This is a genomic window from Bacillus sp. 166amftsu (assembly GCF_900107445.1).
In the GTDB taxonomy this organism is placed as follows: Bacteria; Bacillota; Bacilli; order Bacillales; family Bacillaceae_G; genus Bacillus_A; species Bacillus_A arachidis.
The window spans coordinates 68,826-80,842 of the sequence record NZ_FNQA01000001.1; the positions used below are offsets into that span (position 1 = coordinate 68,826).

General features: G+C 33.6%; 15 protein-coding genes and 5 pseudogenes. 9 read left to right on the forward strand and 11 right to left on the reverse strand.

Going from position 1 to position 12,017, the window contains the following annotated elements; translation table 11 throughout:
* Positions 1–61: 61 nt before the first annotated feature.
* From BLV40_RS00365 to BLV40_RS00380, 4 genes and pseudogenes are all read left to right on the forward strand, one after another.
* Positions 62–373 (forward strand): annotated as a pseudogene (locus tag BLV40_RS00365) (helix-turn-helix domain-containing protein); the annotation flags it as partial.
* Positions 374–590: 217 nt separating this feature from the next.
* Positions 591–1,466 (forward strand): DUF3994 domain-containing protein, encoded by an 876-nt coding sequence (locus BLV40_RS00370; RefSeq protein WP_090686952.1) that lies wholly within the window; start codon positions 591–593, stop codon positions 1,464–1,466.
* A gap of 37 nt (positions 1,467–1,503) precedes the next feature.
* Positions 1,504–2,105, forward strand: a pseudogene (locus BLV40_RS00375) (hypothetical protein).
* Positions 2,106–2,143: 38 nt separating this feature from the next.
* Positions 2,144–2,626, forward strand: coding sequence for a hypothetical protein (locus BLV40_RS00380; RefSeq protein WP_090686954.1), 483 nt, complete (start codon positions 2,144–2,146; stop codon positions 2,624–2,626).
* Between the two features lie 310 nt (positions 2,627–2,936).
* Here the strand turns inward: BLV40_RS00380 and BLV40_RS28995 are convergent.
* A pseudogene (locus BLV40_RS28995) lies at positions 2,937–3,044 on the reverse strand (N-acetylmuramoyl-L-alanine amidase); the annotation flags it as partial.
* Positions 3,037–3,462 carry a hypothetical protein gene (locus BLV40_RS00395; RefSeq protein WP_090686956.1) on the reverse strand — a complete coding sequence of 142 codons (426 nt, stop codon included), beginning with the start codon at positions 3,460–3,462 and terminating at the stop codon, positions 3,037–3,039. The gene BLV40_RS00395 and the pseudogene BLV40_RS28995, both read right to left, overlap by 8 nt.
* Positions 3,463–3,606: 144 nt before the next feature.
* Between BLV40_RS00395 and BLV40_RS00400 the strand changes: the two are divergent.
* Positions 3,607–3,828: pseudogene (locus tag BLV40_RS00400) on the forward strand (tyrosine-type recombinase/integrase); the annotation flags it as partial.
* A gap of 472 nt (positions 3,829–4,300) precedes the next feature.
* Here the strand turns inward: BLV40_RS00400 and BLV40_RS00405 are convergent.
* Positions 4,301–5,074 carry a hypothetical protein gene (locus tag BLV40_RS00405; RefSeq protein ID WP_090686958.1) on the reverse strand — a complete coding sequence of 258 codons (774 nt, stop codon included), beginning with the start codon at positions 5,072–5,074 and terminating at the stop codon, positions 4,301–4,303.
* Complete coding sequence (locus BLV40_RS00410; protein WP_090686960.1) at positions 5,041–5,502, reverse strand: hypothetical protein; 462 nt, start codon at positions 5,500–5,502, stop codon at positions 5,041–5,043. Before BLV40_RS00410 ends, BLV40_RS00405 begins: the two co-directional genes overlap by 34 nt.
* Before the next feature lie 15 nt (positions 5,503–5,517).
* Between BLV40_RS00410 and BLV40_RS00415 the strand changes: the two genes are divergently transcribed.
* The 3 genes from BLV40_RS00415 (at position 5,518) to BLV40_RS29000 (ending at position 7,011) form a co-directional block, all read left to right on the forward strand.
* Positions 5,518–6,219, forward strand: coding sequence for an RNase A-like domain-containing protein (locus tag BLV40_RS00415; RefSeq protein WP_139265431.1), 702 nt, complete (start codon positions 5,518–5,520; stop codon positions 6,217–6,219).
* A 32-nt stretch (positions 6,220–6,251) separates the two neighbouring features.
* Positions 6,252–6,548, forward strand: a complete 297-nt coding sequence (locus BLV40_RS00420) for a hypothetical protein (protein ID WP_090686965.1) — start codon at positions 6,252–6,254, stop codon at positions 6,546–6,548.
* A gap of 247 nt (positions 6,549–6,795) precedes the next feature.
* A complete protein-coding gene (locus BLV40_RS29000; RefSeq protein WP_244525322.1) occupies positions 6,796–7,011 on the forward strand; it encodes a hypothetical protein in 216 nt (71 codons plus the stop codon).
* Positions 7,012–7,284: 273 nt separating this feature from the next.
* Here BLV40_RS29000 and BLV40_RS00430 read toward each other — a convergent pair whose 3' ends face one another.
* From BLV40_RS00430 to BLV40_RS00460, 7 genes are all read right to left on the reverse strand, one after another.
* Complete coding sequence (locus BLV40_RS00430; RefSeq protein ID WP_090686967.1) at positions 7,285–8,340, reverse strand: N-acetylmuramoyl-L-alanine amidase; 1,056 nt, start codon at positions 8,338–8,340, stop codon at positions 7,285–7,287.
* Positions 8,337–8,576, reverse strand: a complete 240-nt coding sequence (locus BLV40_RS00435; RefSeq protein ID WP_090686969.1) for a holin — start codon at positions 8,574–8,576, stop codon at positions 8,337–8,339. Before BLV40_RS00435 ends, BLV40_RS00430 begins: the two co-directional genes overlap by 4 nt.
* A complete protein-coding gene (locus BLV40_RS00440; protein ID WP_090686971.1) occupies positions 8,576–8,812 on the reverse strand; it encodes a hemolysin XhlA family protein in 237 nt (78 codons plus the stop codon). Before BLV40_RS00440 ends, BLV40_RS00435 begins: the two co-directional genes overlap by 1 nt.
* Before the next feature lie 244 nt (positions 8,813–9,056).
* Entirely contained in the window at positions 9,057–9,317 is a 261-nt protein-coding gene (locus BLV40_RS00445; protein ID WP_090686973.1) for a hypothetical protein, read from the reverse strand.
* On the reverse strand, positions 9,314–9,871 hold the full coding sequence (locus tag BLV40_RS00450) for a hypothetical protein (protein ID WP_090686975.1): 558 nt from the start codon (positions 9,869–9,871) through the stop codon (positions 9,314–9,316). Before BLV40_RS00450 ends, BLV40_RS00445 begins: the two co-directional genes overlap by 4 nt.
* A gap of 110 nt (positions 9,872–9,981) precedes the next feature.
* Positions 9,982–10,140 (reverse strand): Fur-regulated basic protein FbpA, encoded by a 159-nt coding sequence (gene fbpA, locus BLV40_RS00455; RefSeq protein WP_090688249.1) that lies wholly within the window; start codon positions 10,138–10,140, stop codon positions 9,982–9,984.
* 438 nt (positions 10,141–10,578) lie between these two features.
* Positions 10,579–11,463 (reverse strand): M23 family metallopeptidase, encoded by an 885-nt coding sequence (locus tag BLV40_RS00460; RefSeq protein ID WP_090686977.1) that lies wholly within the window; start codon positions 11,461–11,463, stop codon positions 10,579–10,581.
* A 403-nt stretch (positions 11,464–11,866) separates the two neighbouring features.
* On the opposite strand from BLV40_RS00460, the pseudogene BLV40_RS00465 reads away from it, so the two are divergent.
* Positions 11,867–12,013, forward strand: a pseudogene (locus BLV40_RS00465) (IS3 family transposase); the annotation flags it as partial.
* Between the last annotated feature and the right edge of the window lie 4 nt (positions 12,014–12,017).

Below are 12,017 nucleotides of genomic sequence, written 5' to 3' on the forward strand. Positions count from 1 at the left end.
ATTTCGCGGGAATAGTTTCTAAAAAACTTTGGTTCACGGTAACATTATGGTTCAAAGTGCGGCTGATTTTGTTGCTCACTGGGTTCCAGAACGTTTCGTTTCTTTAACTAGCTCTTTTTATTCTGAATCAAAAACAATTCAAGAACTGTGGAAGGTCGTAAGACAGTGTAATAAAACTACTAACTTCTCTACAGGTGATAAAGCATTTACTAAAGACCAGGAGCTTACTATAGGCTTAAAAGCTATTAAAGAGTTTGTTATGAAAATTAAATCCGGAGCAACAATGAATAAGGGTAAATTCGCTTACTTCAACGGTATTGTAAATAACTTAATGGATAAGTTCTACTTTGATAGTGAGTTTATGGGAGCATAAAAAAAGCCCCCAAACACTAAATGTTCGGGGGCGAATAAGGGTAAAGAAGAAAAACATGCAGAGAGGGATTCTCTACAACCGTAATACATTTTTTCATATTGTTAAAACACTCAAAATTTCTCTTAAGGATGGAAAATCTTTATATCTTATTTATATAATTTATGTTATGGTACAATATGTTAATTAATTACAATAATTTCTAAAAGGAGGATACATAATGAAAGCAAAGAAACTAGTAAGTTTAGCACTTCCAATCATGTTACTAGGGGGTTGCGGAACAGACAATATAGAGAAGAAAGCAGACACAAAGGTAGCAAAGATAGAAGTAAAAGAAGAAGACAAGGAAAAGTTATCGAACGAAGCATACCCTTCTCGTATGTCAAACTTACATTATGAGTTAAAGTTGAAGATGGAAGAACTAACTGAAGTATCAAAAGGAAAAGACAAGGATGTAAAAGAGCAAAACAAGAAAATCTTAAAAAGTGCAGATGGGTTACAAGAAATATATGTTAAGTTTTACAAGATAGACCCACCAAAAGAGTTTGAAGAACAACACAAATCTGTTTTAAAAGCAATAGACTGTTATAAAGAAGCGATTGACACACAATTAAGTCTAACAAAAAGTGGTTCTGTAACAAAGAATAAGACGGAGCAATTAAAAGACTTAATGTACAAAGGTAATGACTACTTAGAAAAAGGTATGAAACCAATTGAGGAAGCTGTAGAACATACCAAAAGACCTGACGCTATCCCTTTATCAAAAGACGGTAAAGAAATAGTAGGTGAATGGGGTAGTTATGTTGGTGATAAATTCACTAAAGGAACAGAGTTCCGTCAAGATGGTACATACACTATATTTGATGATGTAGACAACACACCTTATGAGAACTCACATATGGATGGAAAATGGTCTTACAATGGAGACACGAGAGAAATGACATTGACAATAGACGAATATGTAAAAGACGGCAAAAAGGCTGAACCTGGTGAAATGAAACAATCTATGACCTATAAAATGGAGAACTTTACTGATACGGGATACAAGATGGTAGGAGACGATGGTAGCGTGATGCGTCAAGTAAAACGTAGGTAATAGTCAATAACAGTATTCAAACAAAGGAGTTTTACATATGGGACGAAAAATACTAGTGTTCGTAATCATAGTTCCTGCTCTCTTTTTCGCTCTTGCAGGGGCAATAGCTAGTTTAGGAACTGGGGAAACATCGGTAGTGGCTAGAGTAATGTCCATAGCAGTACCTATTCTTCTACTAACATGGATAATAAAGAGATACACGAATAAGAAAAAGAAGTCTAACAACATTGCAGTAAGCGAAAGGGTATTTGAGACAGACGAAGAAGGTAGACTAACGAGTAAAACAGATTACGTTTTAAAAGTACAAAACATATCTATGGTTTGGGTACAAGCACAAAATAAATTCAGTGAGTTAGAAAAGAAAGACCCTACATTCCTTAACACACACGATGAATTAAAGCAAGTAGTAAGTGAAATGAAGTCAGCAAACAAGAAATTAAACCACCAGTAGAGTACGATAACTTGCAATCAGAGTTATCTCAATCTCTATATACTTTTGATAAAGGTCTAGACATAATGGTAGAGGGGTTTACAACATTAGATGAAACAAAGATTAATAAGTCAGGTGAACTGATTGATGAAGGTAGTGACGGTCTTATGGAGTCACTTGGAGTTATTTTAAGCTTAACAAAATCGTAAAACGAATAATAAGAAACCAAACAAAGGGGTATATAACAATGAAACGTAAACTATTATCTTTAGCTATTCCAATGTTAATTCTAACTGGGGTTGGTTGTGAGTCAACGAATAAGAAGGAAGACGAAGCAATGAAAGTTTCAGTTGAGCAGAATAAGAAAGAAGACTATAGAAAGAACGTATCATACTTACTTGAAGATTTTTCTGAACAATCTAAAGAAATAGATGACCTTCTAGGTAGTAGAAAGTCAATGAAGAAGAAAGCGGTTAAGCTAAAAGAATTATCTAAACCTTATTTTGAATTAGTAGACAAGATAGAAAAACTAGATTATGTATCATCAAATGATTATGAAGTACAACATAACGTAGGAAAAGCAATGATTTACATAAAGAACGCGGTAGAAAACATTCAAAAAGGTTTAGAGGAAGAAGATAAAGACATAGTTGAAATCGCTAAGGAAGACTTAAAAACGGGTGCTGAGTTAATAGACAAGGCAACAAAAGAAATGAATAAAAACAAATAATAACAGCGGGGTATATGTTTATGAAACGTAAACTATTAGCAGTTGCATTGCCAGTTATGTTAATTAGTGGGGTAGTTTGTTCTAAAGACAATGCAGAAAAAAGAAGACTGATAGTTTACAAGTAGCAGTAGATTATAAAACTTCTATACTTGACTTAAGTAAAGAGTTAGAAAGCAAATTATCTACAGAAGAATTAAAAGAGTTACTTATGAATGCTAAATTTAATACATAGTAAAAAAGCCGACTCAATTTGATGTGCACCCCAATTGTTAGACACACTTAACAATTGGAGGTGCACTTTTTTACTTAATTATTTAATTTTTACATAATAAGAACTAGCAGTAATGTAATACACATTACCTCGATTATTTTTCACTTTATATTGTTGTGAGCCATTCACAGAGACCTTATCAATGATATGCACTTGTCTTATCTCCTTTTTGCAGCATAGGATGTGCCATCCAGAAAGTACCGTTTTGTAATACATATGCTCTTAAACCGACTTTAGCTGCATCGGCTGGAGCTTTCAATGTGTGAGATTGTCTAACCCATGTATCATTAGGAATAGCGAAATCGTTAGTTGCAGCTTTTAATTGTGTTCCATCAGACTTCCAAAAAATCGGTACCATTCTAATCTTACCGCGGTCATGTTCTGCTATATCTTTAGTGTAAAAATATGCAGAAACAACAACATCCTCACCCGGTGTTACAGGAACCCTATTTGACGTAAAGCTGTTATAGGCAGGTGCGGTTTCTCCAGTAACAGCTAATCTTAAACTAAAATCTCCTAAATGTGTTACGTTATTATCAACAACTGCTGGAAACTTAGAACTCAATCCCCAATATTTCGTACCTTGATTGAAACGAGTATTCCGAAGTTCATTGTTTAAACCAACCCCACTTACATATCCCTCTAGTTGCTTTATATTTACAGCTAGTTCGAGCGCTTCCGAATGCTGTTGAATGGTTGACTTAGCATCATTTTAAAGAAAGCGAATCTGCCACCTTTACCAATTCATTCATTAAGACATACACACGCAGTACTTCAACTTGAAGCTGGTGTCAGCATGAAATATTTACAAGAACGTCTTGGACATGGTAGTATGCAAATTACATCTGATGTTTATTCACATATCGGTAAAAAATTAGATAAAGAAGCAATGAATAAATTCGAGGAACACATGAGAAACGTCCTTGAATAATTTTTTAAAATAAACCCGGGCAGTTATCGGGCAGTTGATAAAACAAGCAACCGCTCAATAAAATTGCCCGAAAGAAAAAAAGACCCCGATACCGTAGTATCAAGGCCTCTCACTCTTAGTATAGAGACATATATTGATCGCGTTCCCATTGGTGAACTTGTGTTCTGAACATATCCTCTGGATTCATCATGTTTTAAATTGTAGTAATAACGTTGATTTAACAAGGTTTTATAAAAGTGATGTTTCATTATGATTCATCACTTTTTTTATTTTTGTGGGTGAATTGTGGGTGTTTTCGTAGGTGGATTACACTTTAAGAATTTAACTTATTTACACTTACTATAACTGTTAAAATAGCTTTTACAATTGTTTTCATATGCAATATAGTTAAACCCCTTCATTATAAAGAGGGATTTAACTATATTTTAACTTATTATTTATAAAAATTTTTTCAATAAGAATTCAATATAGCCTATATACTTTCTTGTACATGAAGTTCCTTTTGTAACTCAATTGCCTCTTCATAAAAATAACCATCTTCCCCTAAATCAAGAACTTTTTGTAAGCACTCACTTCCCCTTTTATATTCTCCTTTCCTGATTATATAAAACCTTGCTAACTCAAAATTGTATGTTTGCTCTAATTGCTTAATATACTTTTCCTTTTCTCCATGCTCTAAGTCCATAGCTTGTCGGTAATACTCTATCCCTTTCTGTTCACTCTCCTCTATTTTTAAAGAAGTATCTCTAAAATATACTAATCCCCTAGTTGCTAAAGCATAAGGAGCGAATCTGGAAAAACCAGTATATATATCAAGAATTTCATAAGTACCTTTTATTTTCCCAAGCATAGCTCTGTCATAAACTACATCATTTAGACACTCAACAATAGATGCAAATATAACATTATCTTCATTATTTTTCTCTATAAACTCTTCTAATTCATTAGGTGAAGCTTTTACAAAAATACATTCCCTCAATGCCTTTCCCATATTAAAATCCTCTTTCAATTTATAATAAGCTGCTCTACAGTTGTCGAGCATTTTTTCAATTTCCTTTTCTTCTTTAGAATCATTAATTAATATATTGATAATAACTTTCTCATCAGAACCCTCCATCACTTCACTTAAAAATAATTCATCAAAAGGAATAATATCTAAAATATCAACGGGTGTATAAATTAATTTGAATTCTACAATTAAATTCTCAATTTTTATTCCCGAATCACTGTAAGAAGTCGCAAGCAAAACCCCAGATGTCGTGCAAAACTTTTCAAAACAATTCCCTTATTGTTTTGAAAAGATTCATTTGATTTAATCAAAGAATTTACATCTAATACCTTTTCCGGATTGGTAACATATATAGGTTTAGAGTAAATAAGTTTTGGCGAAAATTCTATTCCGTATATTTCGTTATAACTGTTTTTAATAACTTTTAAAAACTCATTAAAAAGCCCCTTCAGCTCAGACATCGTTGGTATGTTGAACCCTCCAATTACCCTAAACCAAGCTGTCCAACGTCCATCATCATTTATATATACGTACATGGGTGGTGCTAATAACTTTTCAGATAAAAAAATGAAATACCTTTCTCTATTTGTTATACAATTAGTTAAATTTAGTATCAGTATAATTTCTTCTTTATTAAAAAAATCATCCAAATGTAATGCAGTCAAAAAATTAGCCACCTGATGTTCAATACATACGGATTGACTCAATTAGCTTTCGGTGTCCTGGGAGATAAAGGAGTAAGTAAAGTTGTTAAGGTAGCAAAAGGGGCAAAAATGTCACAAGGAATGACGGAACTTCCACAGTTATTTAACAAAGGAGACAACCTTGCAATTGCTGGTGGAGGTAATATACGGTCTGGATTTGATACGCCTGATTTTAGACAAGCTGAAGAAAAGCTATCGACCCATCAGTTCGCTAAAGGTAACGATGGTTTTAGTGGAGATAAATGGGTAAGTACTCCTAATGCAATACGCAATGTAGAAAATGATATATTAGATATAATGGAGAGTAATAATGGACATCTCCTAGACAAGCATGTTGGAAAAACGAATGATGATTTACTAAAAAGAGCTGCACAAGAAGGGGTTGACGCTACAACTTTTTCAGATAAATCTACTGCAACTAAAGCGGTACAAGCGAACATTCGAAGAAATGCAGATGATATTTCTAATTGGTTAAACGATCCGAATTCCAGTGGAATTAAAGTCATAACTACAGATCATGGTTATTCAATTGGTCAAGGTGTAGCTGTGAAAAATGGAGGAAGTTCGGCATCTAAACAAATTACTTATGATTTGACTACATCAAAGGTTGTTTTAGTAAAGGACTCCTCTATGCCAAACGGATATAAAATTGTAACAGGGTATCCAACAATTAATTAATTTGTAAACTTTTTTTAGAAGAGGTTGGTGAAATGATGATAAAGTTTCCAAAGTTTTATTATTTCTTAGATGGCTATTTCAATATAAGTTGGGACTTTAGTGATTTAGAAATGCTTACACTTGATTACAAAGCAAGAGAAACCTTAGAATATAAGCAAGGGTTAATAAAAGATTTGTATGATATAAAAAACTTAAATGATTGGGAATTTATATCACAATATGTTTATGAGCATGGTAAACGAGTTTTAAATCATCAAAAATTAATTGCGATGATTGATTTAATGTTAGAACTTTTGGATAGCGATGTTCAAGGGAAGATTTCATTATAGAATCTATTTTTCAAGATAAGAACGAGTCTTTAAAATCCTGTGCTAAAAGGATTTGGCTAATAAAAAGTATATTTGCTGGTCTAATGTTTAATGTCCAGTAGATATACTTTTTTTACTAGTCTTCAAAATCATCAGGATTGATTGGAATCCGTTCAATAAGCTTACAATCTTCATTAAAAATAACTTGTTCGCCTTTTTCACGAATTTTTCAAATTGGATAGATTGTGAAAATTTTAGGAGGAGTATTATGTTCCAACTTAGTTTATTTGTAGAATGCCAGAATAAGGATGAATCATTGACAATATTGCATGAGTTATTTAAAAAAATAGACACCAATATTACTTCACATGATGTAAGCTCAAATGAACCTTATTGGAAATTTGACGGTTGGTTTAAGATTGTGTGTAATATAGAAACGTCAAGAAGCATTCTTGATATTAAAGAAGCAGAAAAAAATACTTGAAAAGATATCAAATAAATGGTCGTGGGATAAGGGGAAAATTTCTGCTAGCTCTACTATCAATAATGAAGGTACAGTGTTTTTTAATGACAAAGTACAATTTTTCACTTGTTGGTTTGAAGACTTTGAATAATTTTTTGATAACCTTGATGGGCTAGATGCCTTTCAAGCTTTCTGGGTAAATAAACATAACAATCTTAATAAAATGATTAAACAAATAATAAAAAATATATTATACAAAAGAGCATCCTTTAAGTGGATGCTCTTTTGTAACTCCTATTTCACATATACATAGGCTTCATTGGCTGTAATATAGAACGTTTGTCTACGTGAGTTATGCACTTTATATTGCGGTGATCCATCCACCATCACTTTTTCATCAATCGTAAATCCTAATCCTGTATCCACAGAACCAGCAACATCTTTATCCTGCCAAGATGGAGAATCATAGAAACGTAGGTTGTCTACTTTGGGCACAACATGTTTGCCCACAATAGATGAATTTACTGCACTTTTCTTCTCGAATTTAATATATGAAGGATCATATTTCACCCATTGCTCTCCACCTAATCCGAGCCATCCGTCTTTTTCGCCCCATACTTGGTACGCTTCTGGTTTATTCAACTGGCGAATTACAGAGTAACTTGCATCTGGTCCTTTGCGAAGATTTACATTGTAGCCTTCAATATATGCAATCCCTTCAACATTTGATGTTGGTTCACCTGGTTTAGATGGTTGCTCTGGAACTGATACATAACCATTGTTATATGCACGTTTTACATCTGCACGGAATTGAGATTCTGACACACCATGACTACGTAAATAATCAAGTGGGTCTTCGTGATCTGTACCACCAAGGTGATGCGTTACATCGCTATGCGTCCACAATCCTTTTTCTACACTGATACCTCGATCACGTAAGATTTTAGCAAGTAACTTCACATATTTATCATATGAACGTTTGAATTTTTCATAATCTCGTGTTTCGCAAAGCTCTACATGTACAAAACGTTTATTTGCACCTGGTCCTGCACCATAAGCGATGTATTTTGTATCAGCAATTTGGATTGTTTCGTTCCAATCCACAGCATAATGTACGAAGGCTGAACGCCATGTACGAGACTCATACTTTTGGATATTAATAGCTGGAGCTTCTGGAGTTGCTGTAGAATGTGCTACAACGCACTCATACGCTCCTATACCGCCACGATATGGTGTTTTAGGTAACCCATCGATAATAAGTGTTCTATCAGCAAAAGCACTTGTTGCAATGGATAATACTAAAATAATAGCCAATAAAATTGAGGAGAATCCTTTTAATGTTTGTTTCATTTCACATTAGCATCCTTTTTCAAAATTTTTGTGTGGTCAAATAATCCACTTGCTGACAGTCCGATGATGATTCCTTGAAATACATTCATTTTCAAATCTTGTGGCAAAAATAAAACGCCTAGCGCAATGCCGAGCGTTAAATTAAGCAACGGAATGTATTTTGTTTGTAATCCAATCGTTTTTGCAATTTGTGAAAGTCCTACTACAACGGCAATCATTATGCTTATCTCAACCATTACATACCACCTCCTTTCAAGAAGAAAGTGAGGGCTGTACCAATAATTCCACCCACAATAAGACGTAGAATCCATGTAGTATTCGCACTAATTTTATCTAATTGTTTATTAATATTATCAATATCTTTTTCATTACCTGTTGTACGCATTTCTAAACTTTTAATATCAAACCTTATTTCCTTCATTTCTTGCTTCATTTCTAGTACATCTTGTTTAACTTCTTGTAACCCTTCCACTTTGATCACCCCTTTTAGGCAAAATAAAAAAGACCAGCTATTGCTGCTCCGTTCCTGTTGTCTCTTAAGTTGTAGGTGTTTCTGGTTCTTTATCATTTATTAATTTTTGAACTAATTCTTCCAATACAGTTACTCTGTTTTCTAATGATGTTACTTTGTCCGTAAGTTGTTTGTTTTCTTCATTATGTTGCTGACTTTCATTTTGTATTTTTTCTACTGTACTTTGATATTCTTTATAGAATTCTTATAATGCTGCGATATTAGTGGAAAGTGTATTGTAAATGCTGATACTCTCATCGTCTTCAGAAGTTTTAAAAATAGGATCAGCATCTTCACTAATAAATCCGATTTTTTTGTCTACATCTTTTGTTATGTACGGCTCAGTTCTATCTGCTGGTTTATCCATTCTTTTTTGATATAACTCATACATGTCACCTTTAAAGACGTATTCTTTAATTCCTAAGTTAAGAATTTTATCTAAAGCGGAAAACGAAAGTTCTTTTATATTTTGCTTATATTTTCGACTGGAGCTGTTTTATAATCTTTTGCCAACACATTTATATAATATCCTCCTGTAACGGCCATGATTTGCAAGTCAGTTGTATAGCCTGTTATACGTGAATTACGTATTGCACAATTTGCAAGCCTTAATTCTGTATCATTTCCAGTGTCACTAATAGTAATGTCATTAACATTGGTATTTGTGCTTGCTGAAAAATACCATGCTCCAAAGCCGGATCTGAATTCTTGAACACCTTTCGTTCTAAGTACAGCGCTATCGTTCTTATGAATAAATGTCAATCCAGCCCCAAAATCATACGTATTATTTACAATACTAGAAACCATACCAATAGAACCTTGATTGTTATTCACGTTATTCGGATTAATAGTGTTGCTTACTGTTAAGACGCCTGGCGAAAGGTCAGAAAGTCCAGAACCTAGAACAATAGTTGGTTCAAATTTACCATCACCTCGGTCATGAAATCCCCAATATCCTCTAGTATACAAATCAAAAAGTTTTTTAAAAACATTACTATGTTTAATTTGTATATTATGCAAAAAAGAAATAACTGTAATAAGATGCCTTTTTATTTTGTTAGTATATTAGAAAATTTTGTATATGGTAGATTTAAATAAGTTTGGTAATTTAATTCATTCAATAAGTAACTTCATAAACACCGTTTTCGATTGGTTTCATTCTCCTCATCTCCTCTTAGTAGATTCCATAATTCCTTCTCACTCATTTCATAAAGCTGACGTCCTGTATCTTCTTCCTTGTAAATTCCTTTGTGTAATAAAACGTCGATGAAAATTTGCTTCCTGTCCATGTTTCCTCCTAGCTTGTCTGTTTCGCTCTTTTTCTTTGGTGACTTGATTACGTGTTTTCTAATATCTTTATAAAGAATAGCCTCAACGGTTATAAAGTATTTAAACAAACTAATCACTGAGCCACTCCTTTCATTCTCGAATCGAGACACGAAAACAACTTATTGTGTAGGACAACACTGCCATTTTTCATTTCCGGTCATGCCCCGATTCCAAAATAAAGAGCCACTCAAACGAGCGACTCTAATCCTTTATTCTTATCTAACATCAAAATGTTCTTCTTTTAACCATGTACTGTTTCCAAGACATAACATAGGTTGTTCACTTAAAATAAGATACGATGTTTTATGATTGGTTACATTACCCGTAAAATATCCACTACCTAATGAAATAAACTGTCTAACTTTTGGGTGTCACTTCAATAAGAGCCGTCTCTTTTATTATCGAATCCAACGGATGATTTTTTCGTCAAATTCTACCCAGCCTTTATCTTTAATGTAAATCCAGTTGTTATCTCTAAACTCAATTTCCCACTGACCAACACCTACACGATCACGTATGCCACTATTATAATTAGCATGATGGTAACACTCTAATCCATCCCATTCATTCCAAATGACACCTTTACTTTTACCGTCTTTTTCGATACGCATTGCTGTTTCGGGAATCCAATTATCATTTGCAATTTTAAACCAAAATCTTTTTCCATCCCATGCGTTCCCTAAATAAACATGACCACTGCCAAGAGGAATCTTTCCTACTACTTCTGCAAACTCATTTGGCTCTTTATATACCCAAGATTGGCGTTGCATACATTGCAACCAACCTAAGTTATTGGTTAGCCAATCGGAAGGTAGTGTAACATTTTTACGAGTATCTACATCTGTAGGATCAGAACCATTTCCAGTGTTGCCACCGTCCTCTTTCCCCAAGTAGTCTAACGGGTTCACAGCATTACTCTTATTAATATTCCAGCGTCCTTTATGCAATTCAAAATGTAAGTGTTGGCCACTAGACTGCCCCGTGTTCCCCATAACTCCAATTGTTTGTCCTTGTGTAACATAATCGCCTGCTTTAACCGTTCGAGAACCACTACGCATATGAGCGTATACCGTTTCCCATGTAACTCCATCTATAGTATGTACAATCATAATACATTCACCATAACTGGATGAAGGATAAGAACTACTAACTTGCCCACTAGCCGCTGCATAAATCGGATGATCACCCGCTTCAGCAAGGTCTATCCCATGATGATCTGGTCTGTTACCTCTAAAACCGCTTGTTACTCTCGTTGTATCTGTTGGATAAATAAATTTTGCCATATTAATCTTCCTTTCTATTTTTACACAATATAAAAAAGGTACTTACATGAGCACCTTCGTTCACTGTCTATATTTATTATTTTTTGGGTATATTATAGTTTTTCAAATTTTAAGATGAACAGAACGAAAAGCTCTCTGTCGTTACCTAACATCAAAATGTTCTTCTTTTAACCATGTACTGTTTCCAATATATAACATAGGTTGTTCATATCAAGCTGCACTTAAAATAAAATACTGTGTTTTATCATTAATTACGTTATCCGTAAAATATCCACCTTGTGCTTGGCTATATAGAATAACACACCAACCAATTGGATATTTAGATGTAGCAATTCCACGACCTATTGATTGCAGAGGTTTTTCAGAAGGATCAATTTAGAAACTAGTATCCTATTATATTCCACTTTATCTTAAGAAATTTGAGAGTTTGGAGCATTTTAAACTAAAATTAAAGAATGATATCCATTATTATAATCACAAAAGAATTACGGTAAAATTAAAAGGCATAAGCTCTTTAAAATATCGAACCCATGCCCAAGAAGCTGCCTAATGCA